This is a genomic window from Streptomyces sp. NPDC051172, from assembly GCF_040682555.1.
Classification (GTDB): Bacteria; Actinomycetota; Actinomycetes; order Streptomycetales; family Streptomycetaceae; genus Streptomyces.
On record NZ_JBFBBE010000007.1, the window covers coordinates 44609 to 60140 of the forward strand.

22 protein-coding genes are annotated in these 15532 nt (G+C 70.5%); 10 read left to right on the plus strand and 12 right to left on the minus strand.

What is annotated here, in order from left to right:
* Positions 1–147: 147 nt before the first annotated feature.
* Genes AB0N07_RS05840 through AB0N07_RS05850 form a run of 3 tightly spaced genes read left to right on the plus strand, consistent with a single transcriptional unit; the run spans position 148 to position 2201 of the window.
* Positions 148–1086, plus strand: a complete 939-nt coding sequence (locus AB0N07_RS05840; RefSeq protein ID WP_365832448.1) for a PAC2 family protein — start codon at positions 148–150, stop codon at positions 1084–1086.
* A gap of 45 nt (positions 1087–1131) precedes the next feature.
* Positions 1132–1770 (plus strand): dephospho-CoA kinase, encoded by a 639-nt coding sequence (coaE, locus tag AB0N07_RS05845; protein ID WP_365832450.1) that lies wholly within the window; start codon positions 1132–1134, stop codon positions 1768–1770.
* 50 nt (positions 1771–1820) lie between these two features.
* The gene (locus AB0N07_RS05850; protein ID WP_365832452.1) at positions 1821–2201 is read left to right on the plus strand and encodes a tetratricopeptide repeat protein; all 381 of its coding nucleotides are present in this window, start codon (positions 1821–1823) and stop codon (positions 2199–2201) included.
* A gap of 7 nt (positions 2202–2208) precedes the next feature.
* On the opposite strand, the gene AB0N07_RS05855 is transcribed toward AB0N07_RS05850, so the two are convergent.
* A complete protein-coding gene (locus AB0N07_RS05855) occupies positions 2209–2490 on the minus strand; it encodes a DUF6343 family protein (protein WP_365832454.1) in 282 nt (93 codons plus the stop codon).
* A gap of 69 nt (positions 2491–2559) precedes the next feature.
* Here AB0N07_RS05855 and AB0N07_RS05860 point away from each other — a divergent pair, with 69 nt between their 5' ends.
* Positions 2560–3459 carry an acyltransferase domain-containing protein gene (locus tag AB0N07_RS05860; RefSeq protein ID WP_365832456.1) on the plus strand — a complete coding sequence of 300 codons (900 nt, stop codon included), beginning with the start codon at positions 2560–2562 and terminating at the stop codon, positions 3457–3459.
* A 99-nt stretch (positions 3460–3558) separates the two neighbouring features.
* On the plus strand, positions 3559–4005 hold the full coding sequence (locus AB0N07_RS05865) for a DoxX family protein (protein ID WP_365832458.1): 447 nt from the start codon (positions 3559–3561) through the stop codon (positions 4003–4005).
* 54 nt (positions 4006–4059) lie between these two features.
* On the opposite strand, the gene AB0N07_RS05870 is transcribed toward AB0N07_RS05865, so the two are convergent.
* The 3 genes from AB0N07_RS05870 to AB0N07_RS05880 form a co-directional block, all read right to left on the minus strand.
* Positions 4060–4581: an RNA-binding S4 domain-containing protein gene (locus AB0N07_RS05870; protein WP_365832460.1), complete on the minus strand. Its 522-nt coding sequence runs from the start codon at positions 4579–4581 to the stop codon at positions 4060–4062.
* Positions 4582–4656: 75 nt separating this feature from the next.
* A complete protein-coding gene (locus tag AB0N07_RS05875) occupies positions 4657–5085 on the minus strand; it encodes an SRPBCC family protein (RefSeq protein ID WP_365832462.1) in 429 nt (142 codons plus the stop codon).
* Between the two features lie 39 nt (positions 5086–5124).
* Positions 5125–5358 carry a hypothetical protein gene (locus AB0N07_RS05880; protein WP_365832464.1) on the minus strand — a complete coding sequence of 78 codons (234 nt, stop codon included), beginning with the start codon at positions 5356–5358 and terminating at the stop codon, positions 5125–5127.
* 73 nt (positions 5359–5431) lie between these two features.
* Between AB0N07_RS05880 and AB0N07_RS05885 the strand changes: the two genes are divergently transcribed.
* Both AB0N07_RS05885 and pip read left to right on the plus strand, forming a co-directional pair.
* Positions 5432–6124, plus strand: coding sequence for a uracil-DNA glycosylase (locus AB0N07_RS05885; RefSeq protein WP_365832466.1), 693 nt, complete (start codon positions 5432–5434; stop codon positions 6122–6124).
* 37 nt (positions 6125–6161) lie between these two features.
* Entirely contained in the window at positions 6162–7163 is a 1002-nt protein-coding gene (gene pip / locus AB0N07_RS05890) for a prolyl aminopeptidase (protein WP_365832468.1), read from the plus strand.
* Here the strand turns inward: pip and AB0N07_RS05895 are convergent.
* Both AB0N07_RS05895 and AB0N07_RS05900 read right to left on the minus strand, forming a co-directional pair.
* A complete protein-coding gene (locus AB0N07_RS05895) occupies positions 7117–7809 on the minus strand; it encodes a hypothetical protein (protein ID WP_365832470.1) in 693 nt (230 codons plus the stop codon). The two genes, pip and AB0N07_RS05895, sit on opposite strands and share 47 nt — an antisense overlap.
* Positions 7810–7930: 121 nt before the next feature.
* On the minus strand, positions 7931–8602 hold the full coding sequence (locus AB0N07_RS05900; protein WP_365832472.1) for a GntR family transcriptional regulator: 672 nt from the start codon (positions 8600–8602) through the stop codon (positions 7931–7933).
* Positions 8603–8751: 149 nt separating this feature from the next.
* Between AB0N07_RS05900 and AB0N07_RS05905 the strand changes: the two genes are divergently transcribed.
* Genes AB0N07_RS05905 through AB0N07_RS05915 form a run of 3 tightly spaced genes read left to right on the plus strand, consistent with a single transcriptional unit; the run spans position 8752 to position 11944 of the window.
* On the plus strand, positions 8752–10215 hold the full coding sequence (locus AB0N07_RS05905) for an NCS1 family nucleobase:cation symporter-1 (RefSeq protein WP_365832474.1): 1464 nt from the start codon (positions 8752–8754) through the stop codon (positions 10213–10215).
* A gap of 5 nt (positions 10216–10220) precedes the next feature.
* The gene (locus tag AB0N07_RS05910) at positions 10221–10967 is read left to right on the plus strand and encodes an aspartate/glutamate racemase family protein (RefSeq protein ID WP_365832476.1); all 747 of its coding nucleotides are present in this window, start codon (positions 10221–10223) and stop codon (positions 10965–10967) included.
* 5 nt (positions 10968–10972) lie between these two features.
* Positions 10973–11944, plus strand: coding sequence for an MBL fold metallo-hydrolase (locus AB0N07_RS05915; protein WP_365832478.1), 972 nt, complete (start codon positions 10973–10975; stop codon positions 11942–11944).
* Positions 11945–11966: 22 nt separating this feature from the next.
* Here the strand turns inward: AB0N07_RS05915 and AB0N07_RS05920 are convergent, their stop codons facing one another.
* From AB0N07_RS05920 to AB0N07_RS05945, 6 genes are all read right to left on the minus strand, one after another.
* The gene (locus AB0N07_RS05920; RefSeq protein ID WP_365832480.1) at positions 11967–12437 is read right to left on the minus strand and encodes a GNAT family N-acetyltransferase; all 471 of its coding nucleotides are present in this window, start codon (positions 12435–12437) and stop codon (positions 11967–11969) included.
* Between the two features lie 11 nt (positions 12438–12448).
* Entirely contained in the window at positions 12449–13048 is a 600-nt protein-coding gene (locus AB0N07_RS05925) for a gamma carbonic anhydrase family protein (RefSeq protein ID WP_365832482.1), read from the minus strand.
* Positions 13049–13056: 8 nt separating this feature from the next.
* Entirely contained in the window at positions 13057–13473 is a 417-nt protein-coding gene (locus AB0N07_RS05930) for a RidA family protein (protein ID WP_365832484.1), read from the minus strand.
* A gap of 183 nt (positions 13474–13656) precedes the next feature.
* On the minus strand, positions 13657–13881 hold the full coding sequence (gene infA / locus AB0N07_RS05935) for a translation initiation factor IF-1 (RefSeq protein ID WP_365832486.1): 225 nt from the start codon (positions 13879–13881) through the stop codon (positions 13657–13659).
* Complete coding sequence (locus AB0N07_RS05940) at positions 13878–14669, minus strand: GNAT family N-acetyltransferase (protein ID WP_365832488.1); 792 nt, start codon at positions 14667–14669, stop codon at positions 13878–13880. The genes infA and AB0N07_RS05940 overlap by 4 nt, the downstream gene beginning before the upstream one ends.
* 174 nt (positions 14670–14843) lie before the next feature.
* A complete protein-coding gene (locus AB0N07_RS05945; RefSeq protein ID WP_365832490.1) occupies positions 14844–15503 on the minus strand; it encodes a class I SAM-dependent methyltransferase in 660 nt (219 codons plus the stop codon).
* Positions 15504–15532 lie beyond the last annotated feature (29 nt).

Sequence of the window (15532 nt, forward strand, 5' to 3'; positions counted from 1 at the left end):
GAGGGGCCGTACCTTCCGAGGTGCGGCCCCTCAGTGCTGCCCCGGGCCATGAAAAGGCCGTAAGAGATGGCTGATCAGGCGTACCGGCGGGAATGCCCTTCCTCCAGGGGGCGTTGGAACGTACGAACACGAGGAGGAGCGGTCACTGTGCTTGATCCGCAGGGTTTGTACGCATGGGAGCCGAAGGGGCTGGCTGTCGTCGACATGGCGCTTGCCCAGGAGTCGGCCGGTCTTGTCATGCTCTACCACTTCGACGGATACATCGACGCGGGCGAGACCGGCGACCAGATCGTCGACCGGATCCTCGACTCGCAGCCCCACCAGGTCGTCGCCCGCTTCGACCACGACCGGCTCGTGGACTACCGTGCCCGCCGTCCGCTGCTGACCTTCAAGCGCGACCGGTGGACCGAGTACGAGGAGCCCACCATCGACGTGCGGCTCGTCCAGGACACCACCGGGGCGCCCTTCCTGCTGCTGTCCGGCCCGGAGCCGGACGTGGAGTGGGAGCGGTTCGCCGCGGCCGTCCAGCAGATCGTGGAGCGGCTGGGCGTGCGCCTGTCCGTGAACTTCCACGGCATTCCGATGGGCGTTCCGCACACCCGCCCCGTGGGCCTGACCCCGCACGGCAACCGTACCGACCTCGTCCCGGGCCACCGCAGCCCCTTCGACGAGGCGCAGGTCCCCGGCAGCGCCGAGTCCCTGGTCGAGTACCGCCTCATGGAGGCCGGCTTCGACGTCCTCGGTGTCGCCGCGCACGTGCCGCACTACATCGCCCGGTCCCCGTACCCGGACGCCGCCCTGACCGTCCTGGAGGCCATCACCGCGGCCACCGGCCTGGTGCTCCCGAGCATCGCGCACTCCCTGCGCACGGACGCCCACCGCACCCAGACCGAGATCGACCGCCAGATCCAGGAGGGCGACGAGGAGCTCACCACCCTCGTCGCCGGCCTGGAGAACCAGTACGACGCGGTCGCGGGCGCCGAGAGCCGGGGCAACATGCTGGCCGAGCCCGTCGACATCCCGTCGGCGGACGAGATCGGCCTGGAGTTCGAGCGCTTCCTGGCCGAACGGGAAGGCGACAACTGACCTCCGGCGGTCCCGCTGTCAGTACCAGGCCCTAAGCTTCCGCTCATGCTGACTGTGGGGCTGACCGGCGGGATCGGAGCCGGCAAGAGCGAGGTGTCGCGGCTGCTCGTCGAGTGCGGTGCCGTGCTGATCGACGCCGACCGGATCGCGCGCGAGGTCGTCGCGCCGCGGACGCCCGGGCTGGCGGCGGTCGTGGAGGCCTTCGGCGAGGAGGTGCTCGGCGCCGACGGCGGTCTCGACCGGCCGAAGCTGGGCTCGATCGTCTTCGCCGACCCGGAGAAGCTGGCCGTCCTGAACTCGATCGTGCATCCCCTGGTGGGCGCCCGCTCCCGTGAACTCGAGGCGGCGGCCGCCGAGGACGCGGTCGTCGTCCACGACGTGCCGCTGCTCGCGGAGAACGGCCTCGCGCCGCTGTACGACGTCGTGATCGTCGTCGACGCGAGCCCCGAGACCCAGCTCGACCGGCTGGTACGGCTGCGCGGCATGACCGAGGAGGACGCACGCGCGCGCATGGCCGCGCAGGCGACCCGCGACAAGCGCCGGGAGATCGCCGATGTCGTGATCGACAACGACGTACCGCTGGAAGACCTGCAGCGCCGGGTGAAGGACGTCTGGGCGGACCTCGTACGCAGAGCGCAGGCCGCGTCCGGGCCTTCCGGTACGCCACGGTCGCCGCAGGAATAGGGTTTCCTGATCGGGGCGTTGAACCCTTCGAGTGAGGGAAGGACTCTGCCGTGCCCGAGACCAGCGGTTCCACCGGACGTACTCCGGAGACGCATGTCATCGACTTCCGTGCCGCCGAGCAGTTGCTCAACGCACGGGACCCGCGGGGCGCGGTGAAGCTGCTCGACTCCGTCATCGCCGCCCACCCGGAGAACACCGCGGCCCGGCTGCTGCGCGCGCGTGCCTTCTTCGCCGCCGCGCAACTGCGGCCCGCCGAGCTGGAGTTCACGATCGTCCTGGAGCGCGAGCCGGACAACGCGTTCGCGCACTTCGCGCTCGCCCGGACCTACGAGCGCCGGGGCGAGACCGATCAGGCCAAACGCCATTTCCGACTGGCGGCCGCGCTCGACCCCAACCCGCAGTACCTGAAGGCGGCACGGTTCGACTCGTGAGCATCGGCTAGCGGGGCCGAGGCCGGCTTTCCGGCGGCCGGTACGGGGGTATGTCCCGGCCCGGCTGATAGTGCGGGCCCTCGTGCATGTGTTTGAGGATGACGGTCATGTCGACCGTGACCACCAGCCACAGCACACCGCACGCGGCGGCCCACCCGGGGCGCCCCACCAGGGCGAACGCGGCCGTGCCGAAGATCGCCCAGACCAGTCCCCACAAGCTCAGCCAGAACCGCGCCCGCAGTGCACTGCGCGCGGTCGTAGGCTCACTGCCCGTACGCATCGGGATCATCGCTCCTGTTTGCAACGTACTCTTCGGGACGGACGTTCACCAAGGGGAACGGGACTAGGGGGTCGCCGCGTGCTGCCGGATGCCGATGAGCTCGCCGAGGTGCTGCTGGACCTCGCCGTACCGCACGAGGACATCAACCAGCTCGTACGGATGGGCCGACGTGTGACGGACGACCCGGAGCTGCTGCGTGCCCTCGAAGGGTCGGTGGAGGAACTCGTCCGGGGGATGGGCGAGGTCGGCACCGCCGTCGACCTGCCCCAGCTGGACTGGGCGTCGGGGCCGCTGCAGCGCTGCTTTCCCGTGTACGTGTTCGTGGCCGCGCTGCCGTACACGCGCGCGTACCACCGTGCGCGGGGCGTCCCGGACGACGTCTCCCGGCGTACCCTCGCCGACCTCGGACGGAACATGGCCGTGCACCGCAGGCGGCACCGCCGGGCGGGTGTGCAGGCGCCGTGGTGGCTCACCCACCACTTTCGGGGCGAGCTGTACCAGCTCGGCCGGCTGCAGTTCGAGCGGGCGCGGCACGGGCAGCGCACCTCGCGGGTGCTGGCGGCGGCCGGACTGGACGTGGCGCCGGGCACGCCCTGTCTGAACGTCCACATCCCCGACCACCTCGGCCCGCTGGCACCGGCGGCCTGCGAGCGCTCGCTGGCGCTGGCGACGGAGTTCTTCGCACGGCACTACCCCGAGGAGAAGTACCGGGCCGCGCTCTGCCACTCCTGGCTGCTGGATGCGCAGTTGAAGGAGTATCTGCCGGCGGACTCCAACATCGTGCGGTTCCAGGACCGCTTCCGCGTCGCCCGCGAGGACCGGGAGCCGGCCGACAAGGAACCCGTCCAGTTCGTGTTCGGCGACCCGGAGTTGCCCGTGGAGAGCCTGCCCCGGCGTACGGCGGTGGAGCGGGCGGTCGGCGACCACCTGAGGGCGGGCCGCCACTGGTACATCGGGCACGGCTGGTTCCCGTTGTAGGGAATTCCACGAAAGTCCGCTCGACGGCGATGAGTTCCCGAGCGGTGGCCGGTCTACCCCTGTGACAGCACGACGAACCGCTCACCACAGGAGAACCCCGTGTCCGAGACCACCGCCCGCGTCGCTTCCGCCCCCGTCGTCGCCGAGTCCGCCACCGTCCGCGGCCGCCGCGCCCGGATCGCCCTGTGCACCCTGCAGGTGCTGCTCGCCCTCTTCTACGGCATCGCGAGCGCTCTGCCCAAGCTGATCGGGAACCACTACGCCGTCGACGCCTTCGCAAAGATCGGCTGGGGCAGCACGGGCATGTACACCATCGGTGCCCTCGAACTGGCCGGTGCGGTAGCCCTGTTGGTCCCGGTGCTGCAGTCGGTTGCGGCGATCGCACTGAGCGGGCTGATGGTGGGCGCGTTCGTCGTCCAGACCACCGTCTTCGACGGCGAGAACGCCGCGACCCCGCTGATCCTGATCGTGCCGCTGGCCCTCATCGCCTGGGCCCGGCGCGGATCCACCGGGGAACTGCTGAAGCTCGTACGACGACGGGTGTGAGCCCCGACAGACCGCAGGTGGCGTCCGGCCCGAGCCGGACGCCACCTGCGTATGTCAGCGTCCGCTCGGCCTCGGCTTGCTGCCTTCCATGAGCCCCCGCAGGCGTTCCATGTCGCGGCGGTCCCGCTTGGTCGGGCGGCCCGTGCCACGGTCGCGGATGCCGGCCGGGGCGGCGAAGGGCGCGCGGGGCGGCGGGGGCGGGGAGTTGTCGACGTAGCACTGGGCGGCCACGGGTGCGCCCACCCGCTTGCGGATCAGCCGCTTGACGACGACGATCCGCTCCCAGCCCTCCTGCCGTACACGCACCTCGTCGCCGATCCGCACGGTGTGCGCGGGCTTCACACGCACCCCGTTCACCTGCACATGCCCGCCCTTGCAGGCGGCCGCGCCGACCGAGCGGGTCTTGGCCAGACGTACGGCCCAGATCCAGCTGTCGATCCGCACGTTCACGCCGTCCGCCGGGCCCGCGGCCTCTGCTGCGGCGATGGCAGCCGCGATCTTGGGATCGACCGCCTCGGGCGCGGCCTGATCGGCGGGGCCGGGCCCGCCCCTCTCCTCGTCAGCTTCGGAAGCCATGCTCCCGACCTTAGCCCTCCGAAGCGGGTGAACCGACCGGCACCGCGGAGGACCGCGCCCGGTGCCAGCCGCGGGTCAGCGCCTGCGTTCCACGTACTTCTTGAAGTGCTGCAGATCGGTGCGGACGATCCGTTCGATCGTGCTCGCCTGGGCGAATCCCCGCGGGCCGCCGAAGGCCGCCCTGAGGGCGTCGGGGTCGTACTCGAGGCGGGCCTGGATCCGGGTGCGGTTCCGGTCGATCGGCTGCAGGGAGAAGGAGCCCGTCAGCTCGGGGGTGCCCATGGTGTGCCATTGCATCACGCGTTCCCCGCGGTCGGAGACCTCGGCGTCGACCTCCCGGCCCCGGCCACCGGCCTCGACGTCCAGATGCGCCCGCCCTTCCGGCTCTGCGCGGGCGTCGCGCACTCCCTCCATGAAGCGTGAGTAGTTCTCCACCCGGTGCAGGCTGTCCCAGGCCTTGTCGATGGGAACTCCGACATCGACGTGTTCTTCGAGGGTGCTCATGGCCCACCTCCAGGTTCGGCTCATGGCGCATGCCGGCGGCTAGGTCGTGCCGTTCCACACGTACGGCCCGCCGCCACGCCATTCGATCAGCTCGGGATCGTCGACGGCCCGGTCCTCGTCCGCGGGCAGGCCCGCACTGTGCAGGAAGTCCAGCACGTCGAAGAGGGTGTAGGCGGTGCCGACGCGCTTGCCGCGGATCGTCACGCGCCGTCCGCCGTCCGCCTGCGGCGCAAGCACGACAACAGGAGGGACGACAGGGGGTTGCACGTCCATGACTCCAGCATGGGCCGGTATCGGCGGACCCGCCGCTCGACGGCCGCCCATCCGGTGGTCATACCGTGGGGGCATGGACAGCCTGGCCGAGCTCGACACCCGTATGGCGGGCTGCTCCGCGTGCCCTCGGCTCGTGGAGTGGCGGGAGGAGGTCGGGCGGACGAAGCGCGCGGCCTTCCAGGACTGGACGTACTGGGCGCGCCCGGTGCCCGGCTTCGGTCCCGCCGACGCCTCGCTCCTGATCATCGGCCTCGCGCCTGCCGCCCACGGCGGCAACCGCACCGGCCGTATGTTCACCGGCGACCGCTCCGGAGACGTGCTGTACCGGGCGATGTACGACGTCGGCCTCGCCTCGCAGCCCACGTCGGTGGCCGCGGACGACGGCCTGGAGCTGCACGGCGTCCGCGTCACCGCGCCCGTGCACTGCGCCCCGCCCGAGAACAAGCCCACCCCCGGGGAGCGCGACACCTGCCGCCCCTGGCTGGTCCAGGAGCTCACGCTGCTGCGGCCGACGCTGCGGGCGGTCGTGGTGCTCGGCGCCTTCGGCTGGCAGGCCGCGCTGCCCGCGTTCACCGAGGCGGGCTGGACGGTGCCCCGGCCACGGCCCGTCTTCGCCCACGGCGCACGCGTGCCGCTCGACGGCCTGGACCTCTTCGCCTGCTTCCACGTCAGCCAGCGCAACACCTTCACCGGCAAGCTCACCCCCGAGATGCTGCGGGACGTGCTGCGCAGGGCGGGGGAGGCGGCGGGACTGCCTGTGAAATGAGGGGCGGGGACGGCCGTTGGAGCGTTACGGTGCCCGGATGCCCCTCTACCCGGACATCGAGCCCTACGACCACGGCATGCTCGACGTCGGTGACGGCAACCGCGTGCACTGGGAGACCAGCGGCAACCCGCACGGCAAGCCCGCACTCGTGCTGCACGGCGGGCCGGGCTCCGGCTGCACCCCCTGGTCACGGCGCCTTTTCGACCCTGCCGCCTACCGGATCGTGCTGCTCGACCAGCGCGGCTGCGGACGTTCGACGCCGCATGCGAGCGCGTTCGACACCGACATGAGTGTCAACACGACGGCTCATCTCATCGCGGACCTGGAGCTGCTCCGTGCTCACCTGGGGATCGAGCGCTGGCTGGTGTGGGGCGCGTCGTGGGGCTCGGTGCTCGGGCTGCGGTACGCGCAGACGCATTCGGCGGCGGTGTCCGAGCTGGTCCTGACCCTCGTCGCCACCGGCGCCGACGCGGAGCACGCGCTGCTGACCCGGGGGCTGGGGAAGATCTTCCCGGAAGCCTTCGAGCGGTTCCTGGCCGAACTTCCCGCCGACGACCGGGACGGCAATCTCGCCGCCGCGTACAACCGCCTCCTGGAGTCCCCCGACCCCGCCGTACGGGAGCGGGCGGCGCGCGCCTGGACCGACTGGGAGACGGCGACCATTCCCGCGCCGCCGCGCTCGGTGGAGCGTTTCGAGGACCCGGAGTTCCGCATGGGCTTCGCCCGGACGGTCACGCACTACTGGGGCCACGACTGCTTCTTCGGCGAGGGCAACGACGAAGGCGTGGTCCTGCGGGACGCGCCCCTGCTCAAGGACATTCCCGGCACCCTGGTCCAGGGCAGCCTCGACTTCGGCAATCTCCTCGGCACCGTCTGGCGGCTGCACCACGCCTGGCCGGGCAGCGAGCTGACCGTCGTCGACGAGGTCGGTCACGACACGCGGGTGCCGGGAGTCGCCGACGCGCTGGTGGCGGCGACGGACAAGTACGCGGTCAGCCGGAGGCGACCTGCGCGCGAAGCTTCTTCAGCTGGGCGCTGACGACCGAGTCCGGTACGACGGCCGCTTTCCTGCCCCGGCTCGACGTGCTGAACATGGCGACCGTCGCCCCCTGCCGGACGGCCACCAGCGCGTAAGGAACCCGGACGACGTCGTCGTATCCGGCTCCCGTGACGAGCTGCGTCAGGCGCAGGGACACGGATTCGTCGCCGTAACCGGCGTCGGGCTGGACCTTGACGCCTTCGTAGGCGAGGTCCGCGGTGACGTCCTTGAAGCCGCCGCACTTCGCGGCGGCCGTCCGCAGCCGGTCCATCACCTGCAGCGCGTCCGCGACACTGTGCGACGAGAGGGTCAACCGTGTCGGCAGGCCGGCCTTGTTCGCGTGGACGAACCGGCCGACCCGCGCGGTGGCGGTGAAACCGCTGCCTCCCCCCACCGCGTGCATCACGGGAGCGCACTCCTCGGGAACCGTCGCCTTGTGCGACGAGCCGACGGACGTGAACGAGCGCTCCACCTCGTACCCGTCGAGGTCGGTCCCCTTGACCGCGGCCTTCTCCAGGGCCTTCGCGGTCAGCGTTCCGGCTCGGGCACCGGACGTCCCGGTCCTCGCCGTCCTGTCCGGCGCGGCGCCTTGCTGCGAGTCGCCCCCGGATCCGCATGCGGCCAGCAGGCCGAAGGCCATGAGCATGGCAATGGAAATGCCGCCGAGTCCTGCCGCACGCGCCACTGTGGTCCCCCGCCCTATTGATCGTCGAGCAGCAGAGTAGAGCGTCCACGGTCGAGTCGGGGCGGGATTTTGCGGCGCGAGGTCAGTCGGGCATCCCGGCCTCGCCGAACAGATGCCGCACCGTGGAGCGGTAGTTGGTCCGCACATGGGCGAGGGCGTGGGCACGGGCGCGGTCCGGGTCGCCGGAGGCGATGGCCTCATACAACTCGCGGTGCTCCACGAGGAGTTGGGGCCACTCCTCGTTCCGCCGGGTCATCCACCGCAGCCGGCCGGCGACCGGCTCCAGAGCCTCGGTCAGCAGGCTGTTGGCGGCCATCGCCACGATGCGGTCGTGCAGACGGCTGTTGACGTCCGTGATCACTTCCGCGTCCCCCGCCTCGGTCGCGGTGGCCGCGAGGTCGAGCAGTTCCTCGACCTGGGCCAGGTCCTGCGGTGTCGCGCGGGCCGCGGCGAGTCCGGCGGCGTAGACCTCCAGGGCCTCCCGCAGTTCGAAGAGCTCCTGGACGTCGTGCGGGGTGAGGCGGCGTACGACCGTGCGGCGGGGCGTCTCGAAGTGGACGAACCCCTCGGCGACCAGCGCGCGGATCGCCTCGCGGACCGGCACCCGGGAGACCCCGAAACGGTCGGCCAGCTCCCGCTCGACCAACCGGTCGCCAGGCCGCAGACTGCCCGCGATGATCTCCTGCCGCAGACTCGCCAGGACCCGCTCGCGGACCGCGCCCAGGGGTTCGATCTTCGTCGTCGTGGAGCTCATGGAGCCATCTTCTCCGAGACCGGGGCTGTTTTACCGAGCGTTAACGATGACGACATCGGTCGGAATGCTTGACGGCGGGACCATGGCCGCAGTTTGGTATACCAAACGGTTGCCGTCTCCACCCTCCGCTCCCGTCCCATGGAGGCCCCGTGTCCCTCGCAGACCGCGCCGAAGCCACCGGCGCACCAGCGTTCGTCCCCGATCCCCGGCTCACCAACGAAGACCTCGCGCCCGCCGAGAAGCGGAACTGGAAGGTCTTCGACCTCTTCGCCATGTGGATGTCCGACGTCCACAACCTCGGCAACTACACCTTCGCCGCCGGACTGCTGGTCCTCGGAATGAACGTGTGGCAGGTCTTCACCTCCCTGCTCGTCGGCTTCGTGCTGATCTACATCGGCATGAACTGGATGGGGAGGATCGGCCAGCGCCACGGCGTGCCCTTCCCGGTCGTCAGCCGCATCAGCTTCGGTGTCTGGGGCGCCAACATCCCGGCCCTCATCCGGGCCGTGATCGCCATCATGTGGTATGGCATCCAGACCTACCTCGCCTCCGTCGCCGTCAACGTGATGCTGCTGGCCGCCTGGCCGGGCCTGGAGTCCTGGACGCACCACTCCTTCCTGGGCCTCAATGCGCTCGGCTGGGTGTCGTTCCTGTCGCTGTGGCTGATCCAGGCGCTGATCATCAGCCAGGGCATGGAGTCCGTGCGCAAGTTCCAGGACTTCTGCGGCCCGGCGATCTGGCTCGTGATGATCGCGCTGGCGATCTGGGTCCTGTCGAAGGCGGACTGGAGCATCTCCCTCACCTCCACCCCGCACCCGGTGTCGACCGGCGAGCAGTGGCGGCAGTGGTTCGGTGCGATCGGCCTGATCCTCGCCACCTACGGCACGCTGATGCTCAACTTCTGTGACTTCTCCCGCTTCGCGCCCGACTACAAGACGGTCCGCCGCGGCAACTTCTGGGGCCTGCCCATCAACTCCACGGCCTTCGTGGTCGTGTCGGTGATCGTCACGGCCGGCTCGCTGAAGGTGTTCGGCCAGGCGATCACGGACCCCGCCGAGCTGGTGGCGAAGGTGGGCAACACCTGGGTGCTGGTCGTGGCCGCGTTCACCTTCGCCGTCGCCACCATGGGCGTCAACATCGTCGCCAACTTCGTCTCACCGGCGTACGACCTGGCCAACGTCTGGCCGCAGAAGATCACCTTCAAGGTCGGCGGCATGATCAGCACGGTGGCGGCCCTGGTCGTGACCCCGTGGAACCTGTTCTCCAACCCCACGGTCGTCAACTACTTCCTCGGCGGCCTCGGCGCCTTCCTCGGCCCGCTGTTCGGCGTGATCATGGTCGACTACTACCTCGTCAAGCGCGGCCGCGTCGACATGGACGAGCTCTTCGACGCCCGCCCCGGCTCCCGCTACTACTACCGCAAGGGCGTCAACCCCAAGGCGCTGTGGGCGTTCCTGCCCTCGGCGGCGGTCGCGGCGGTACTCGCCCTGGTGAAGACCTTCAGCGACATCGCCCCCTACTCCTGGTTCATCGGCACGGCCCTGGGCGCCGGCCTGTACCTGCTGATCTGCAGGTCCGAGCGCGCCACCGAACCGACTCCCGTGGAGGTCTGACGACCGTGCGGATCGTCGTCACCAACTGCAACACCACGCAGGAGATGACCGAGGAGATCGTACGAGGTGCCCGGGCCGCCGCAGGCCCGGGCACCACCGTGCTCGGCCTGACGCCCGCGTGGGGACCGGAGTCGGCGGAGGGCTGGCTGGACAGCTACCTCTCGGCCACGGCCGTCATCGACCTGCTGCGCACCTACGAGGGCCCGTCGTACGACGCCGTAGTGCTGGCCGGCTTCGGGGAGCACGGGCGGGAAGGCGTAAGGGAGTTGGTCGACGTACCCGTCGTCGACATCACGGAGGCCGCGGCCCATCTGGCCTGCCTGCTGGGGCGCCGGTACGGGGTCGTGACGACGCTGGAGCGGTCGTGCGGCCAGATCGAGGACAGCCTGGAGCTGGCGGGGGTCGGGCGCAACTGCGCCGCTGTCGTCGGGACCGGCCTGGGAGTCCTCGACCTGGGCGACGCCGACCGCGCGGAGGCCGCTTTCCTTACGGCTGCCGAACGGGCGCGGGAGGCCGGGGCCGAGGTCCTGGTGCTCGGGTGCGCCGGGATGACCGGACTGCAGCGGGTGGTGGGGGAGAAGCTCGGGCTGCCGGTGGTGGACGGGGTCGGGGCGGCCGTCAAACTGGCGGAGTCGCTGGTGGCGTTGGAGCTGACGACCAGCCGGGCGGGCAGCTATGCGAAGCCGGTGCCGAAGACGCGAACGTGGGGCGCACCCGACCGCACAACTCGTGATCACCGTCCCCGACAATGAGCGCCATGAACCTTCCTGACGGACTCGTCCCGGTCGCCGACGGACTCCACCTGTGGTCCCCGGGCCACGCGGGCACCTGGGGCTTCGCGAACTGCCTGCTCATCACCTCCGGCGAGCAGGCGGCCCTGGTCGACACCCCCTACGACCGGCCGATGACCGAGGCCCTGCTCGCCGCGGCCCGCCCGGTCCTGCCCGCGGGCGCGGCCGCCGTGACGACGATCGTCAACACCCACGTCAACGGCGACCACACGTTCGGGAACGGCTGCTTCCCGGGAGCCGAGATCATCGCCACGAAGGCGAGCGCGGAACACCTCTGCCGCGAACCCTCCCCGCAGCAGATGCACTTCCTCACCCACCAGACACCCGCCGACCAGCCGCTGGGCTGGTATGCGCGCGAGCACTTCGGCCGTTTTACGTACGAGGGTGTCGAGGCCGTCCCGCCCACCACCACCTTCTCCGGCCGGTACGCCCTGACGGTGGGCGACATCGAGGCCGAACTGATCGAGGTGGGCCCCGCGCACTCGGCCGGTGACCTCATGGTCCACCTGCCCGGGCAGCGGGTCGTGTGTGCCGGGGACGTCCTGTTCGCCGAGGACCACCCCGTCCACTGGGACGGCCCGCTCGCCCGGGTCGCCGCGGCCTGCGAGACGATCCTGGCCCTGGAGCCCGGGGTGGTGATTCCCGGACACGGGCCAGTGATGAGCACCGAGGACGTCCGCGGTTACGTCACCTACCTGCGGGAGCTGGAAGCCCTCGTCCACGCCCGCCACGCGGCCGGCGTCCCCGCGGGCGAGGCCGCCGCCGACATCCTCGCCTCCGGCTTCCACGACCACTTGGGCCTGCGCGAACGGGTAGTGATCCTCACGGCGGTCGAATACCGGCACCTCGACGGCGACACCGCAGAGGTGGACGTGGTCGGGCTCGCGGCGCAGGCGGCGGCCTGGGCGTACCGGGACCACGGTCCTGGCAGGCCCTGAACACCAAGGCGTTCAGAGGCGCTCAGGGGCGCCACACATACTGCACGTCCGGCTCCTGCTCCTCGTTCCCGCTGCCGTCCGTGTACTCGACGGCGACGAAGCCGTGCCGCTCGTAGAACCGGTGGGCCGGCTTGTTGACCTGGAAGGTCCACAGGCTGAGCCCGCCGGGCCTCCGCTCCTTGGCGAGCGCGACGAAACGGTCACCGATGCCGCGCCCACGCCAGTCGGGACGCAGGTACAGCTGGGAGAGCTCGTCGTCGTGGAGCACCATCACGCCGACGATGCCGCCCTCGGCTCCGGTGTCTGCGACCCAGGTCTCGCGCAGGGGTACGACGACGTCCCGGAAGTAGTTGCGCACGTCGTCGGCGGAGCGGGGGCTGACGACCGTGGGCAGGGCGGCGGCGAAGGAGGTCAGCCAGACGTCGGCCGCCGCGGCGGCATCGGGGGCCGAGGCGGCTCGGCGGAGCGTTGTGGGAGAGGCTTCGGAAGGCAAGTGAGATCCCGTCAGTCGTTGAGGGTGAGGTCGTGGTGATGGGCGCCGTAGTAGTCGACCTGGCGCGCCATGATGTCCCGCATGGAGGTGCCGCGCGGGACTCCGTAGAGCGTGCCGGGGAAGTCCAACTCCTGCTGTACTGCCCATAGTTCGTCGTGCTCGCCGGGCGCGAAGAGCCGAGCCGTGGGCGTCCCGGCCGCGATCCAGCCGATGGGCAGGACGGTGCCGGGCGGCAGTACCGAGTTGACGTGCAGCACGCTGTTGATCCGCAGCTCGGAGCCGGCGCCCGCGACGGCCCCCGGGAAGACGGAGGCCCCGGTGGCGACGAACACCTCGTCCTCGATGGTCGCGCCGTTGACATGGGCGTGCGGTCCGACGAGTACGGCGTCACCGATGAAGGCGGGGTGCCCGGCCCGCCCGCGCACCAGCGCGTTCTCCATGACGACGACGTCCGAGCCGACGCGGACCTCCCCGTCCTCGGCGGTGAGCACGGCACCGTGCAGCACCCTGGCCCGCTCGCCGAGGGTCACGGCACCACACAGGACAGCCGTCGGGGCGACGTACGCGGAATCGGGGACGACGGGACGCCGCCCGCGATGCTCGATCAACATGCAACCCCTTACGAAACGTGGGAAACCTCGGGAACTACGGCGGTGGCGGTAATCTCCACCAGCTGCCCCGTGTACCCCAGACACGCCACGCCGATCAGCGTCGACGAGTGCGGCCCGACACCGAGCCCGGACGCCTCGACGACGTCCCAGACGGCGGAGAGCACGGCGGTCTCACTGCTGACGACGTACACATCGGTGGCGACGACATGCGCCGAGTCGCTGCCGACCGCTTGCAGTTGCTCCTCGAGATTCGCCAGCACCTGCTCGGCCTGCCGCACCGGATCGCCCTCGCCGACCAGCTTTCCCCCGGCGTCGAGGGGGACGGAGCCGGCGAGGAAGGCGAGCCTGGTGCCGGCTTCGACGACGGAGGCGTGGGAGTAGAGGGGCGGCGGGAAGAGGGAAGGGACAGTGACTCGTCGGATCACGAAGCAGCTCCTTGGCCGGCGGCGGACAACTCACCGATCGTCCGGTCCGGCCGCCGGGAGCGCATCCCAATTTCCCTCCGTCCCGCCCGGGGCGCCGCTAGGGCCTGTCGTTTGGATCAGGTCGGCTATAGCCAACAGTGCTTCCCGGCTGCCGCGACGCCGGGCTGGTCCAAACGACAGGTCCTAGTTCCGGTACCGGAACACGATCCGGCCGCGCGTCAGGTCGTACGGCGGGAGCTCAACCAGCACCCGGTCCTCCAGCATGATCTTGATGTAGTTCTTGCGGATCTTGCCGCTGATGTGCGCGAGCACCTGGTGGCCGTTGTCGAGTTGCACGGTGAACATGGCGCTGCGCAGGCACTCGACGACCTTGCCCTCGACTTCGATGACGTTTTTGTTCCTTGTCATCGCACCAGCTCCAGGTTGCTGCTCGCCGGCCGGGCGCCGATGGCCTCGAACAGTGCCGAGGCCGCTCGGTTGGACTCCTGGACCTCGGTCCAGGCCGTGGTGAAGCCGGAGCGGTGCAGCGTCCCCAGCGCGTGGGCGAGCAGCGCCCGCGCGATGCCGCGGCGCTGTTCACCGGCCGGCACCGCGACCAGCCCGATGCGCGGCCGGATCACCGTCACCACCCGGATCAGACCCAGGTAGCGGTCCGGCGCCGCGGCCACCGTGTATTTCGACGGGTCGACGATGGTGTCGTCAGCGGGGCGGCGAATGACCTCCGCGGGCATCGAATGCCATCCGACACTCGCCTCGACCTCGGCACGGATCACGCGGTCCACCGCCCGCAGCAGGCCCTCGTCCGCCCGACCGGCGGGCACGATCGTCACGCCCGAGGGCGGCAGGACCGCTTCGAGCCCGGTGACCTGCGGGTCGGTCGGCACGGCGTACTCCCACTCGCGGCGCCGGATCGTGAAACCGGCCCGCCGCCAGCCTGCCGTCAGCTCGACGTCGGCTTCGTCGACCACCGTGTACAGCGGCGCCGGAAGTTCCGCCAGCATCGCCTCGGCGAGCCGGTCGAAGGTGGCGTCGTGCCAGGCGTCGATGCTGACGAACAGGCGTCCGTCGGGCCGGTGCTCCGCATGCCCGCGGCCGACCACCAGGTCGTCGTCCAGTGCATGCCATTGCCGGTCCGCGACGCGCGTGATCACCGCTGCGTTCTCGCCCGGGCCGGATGTGAAAGGCTTTGTGTTCATCGGAGTCTCCCTCCAGGAGTGCCTCGATCTCAGGCGCTCCTGGCGACACCGAACGTCAGCCGCCGGACCGTGACGGGTTGAGGGAGCACCCACGGGTAACTGCGTTCACGGGGCTCACCTCCATACGACGACTTCACGGTCCATCAGGAACGTAGCAGCGGGGCTCGGCCTCGCTCAAACCATTTCTGAGCGCTCGCCACTCGGTTCCGTCCCCGGGAGGTGCAGCACCGCCGTTCCCTTCCGGTGTGCGAGCCGTTCGAGGGACCAGGTGGGGTGCTGCTGGCGCCAGCGCGCAACTATGGCCTGCTCATCGGGGCGATCGTGGTCGTCGAGGAGGACCGCAGCTGCGGGGGAGAGGGCGTCGGTGAGCAGGGGTACGGCCGGGTAGCGGGCGAGCGGCGCGGACCATCCGGGAGGGCCGTCCACAAACAGCAGGCCGCAATCCCTCAGATCGCGCCAGGCCGCTTCGGCGTACCAGGGCCAGGTCTCACCCTGGATGGTGAACTGCTCCAGCGGAGCGAGCCGCACCTCGGCGTACTCACCGAGATCCAGGCGGTCGAGCCCCTGCGCGGTCTGCGCGTGATAGCCGGGATCGTGTTCCAGGCTCACCACGCGGCCCGGTATGCCGAAGGCGCGCAGGGCCGTCGCAAGCCACAACGTCGAGGTGCCACTGCCCAGTTCGACGACGAGTGCGGGGCGCCGCGACCGTATCTGCTCCACCAGGTACAGCAGCAGATCGGGGGCTGCGGCCCAGTTGTCACCCGGCGGGATGGGGGCTGCAGGCTGGAGAGCCTGCTCCAACTGCGCCAGTACGTCTCCGTCTTCGGTCTGCATGCTGTTCCCCTCGATGGCGGTCGTCCGCG

What these genes read in the sequence shown, in the direction of transcription:
- coaE (WP_365832450.1), top strand. Translation starts at nt 1,132, where the DNA reads ATGCTGACTGTGGGGCTGACCGGCGGGATCGGAGCCGGCAAGAGCGAG.
- AB0N07_RS05855 (WP_365832454.1), bottom strand. Translation starts at nt 2,490, where the DNA reads ATGATCCCGATGCGTACGGGCAGTGAGCCTACGACCGCGCGCAGTGCA.
- AB0N07_RS05870 (WP_365832460.1), bottom strand. Translation starts at nt 4,581, where the DNA reads ATGGCTTCCGAAGCTGACGAGGAGAGGGGCGGGCCCGGCCCCGCCGAT.
- AB0N07_RS05875 (WP_365832462.1), bottom strand. Translation starts at nt 5,085, where the DNA reads ATGAGCACCCTCGAAGAACACGTCGATGTCGGAGTTCCCATCGACAAG.
- AB0N07_RS05880 (WP_365832464.1), bottom strand. Translation starts at nt 5,358, where the DNA reads ATGGACGTGCAACCCCCTGTCGTCCCTCCTGTTGTCGTGCTTGCGCCG.
- AB0N07_RS05885 (WP_365832466.1), top strand. Translation starts at nt 5,432, where the DNA reads ATGGACAGCCTGGCCGAGCTCGACACCCGTATGGCGGGCTGCTCCGCG.
- pip (WP_365832468.1), top strand. Translation starts at nt 6,162, where the DNA reads ATGCCCCTCTACCCGGACATCGAGCCCTACGACCACGGCATGCTCGAC.
- AB0N07_RS05895 (WP_365832470.1), bottom strand. Translation starts at nt 7,809, where the DNA reads ATGCTCATGGCCTTCGGCCTGCTGGCCGCATGCGGATCCGGGGGCGAC.
- AB0N07_RS05900 (WP_365832472.1), bottom strand. Translation starts at nt 8,602, where the DNA reads ATGAGCTCCACGACGACGAAGATCGAACCCCTGGGCGCGGTCCGCGAG.
- AB0N07_RS05915 (WP_365832478.1), top strand. Translation starts at nt 10,973, where the DNA reads ATGAACCTTCCTGACGGACTCGTCCCGGTCGCCGACGGACTCCACCTG.
- AB0N07_RS05925 (WP_365832482.1), bottom strand. Translation starts at nt 13,048, where the DNA reads ATGTTGATCGAGCATCGCGGGCGGCGTCCCGTCGTCCCCGATTCCGCG.
- infA (WP_365832486.1), bottom strand. Translation starts at nt 13,881, where the DNA reads ATGACAAGGAACAAAAACGTCATCGAAGTCGAGGGCAAGGTCGTCGAG.
- AB0N07_RS05940 (WP_365832488.1), bottom strand. Translation starts at nt 14,669, where the DNA reads ATGAACACAAAGCCTTTCACATCCGGCCCGGGCGAGAACGCAGCGGTG.
- AB0N07_RS05945 (WP_365832490.1), bottom strand. Translation starts at nt 15,503, where the DNA reads ATGCAGACCGAAGACGGAGACGTACTGGCGCAGTTGGAGCAGGCTCTC.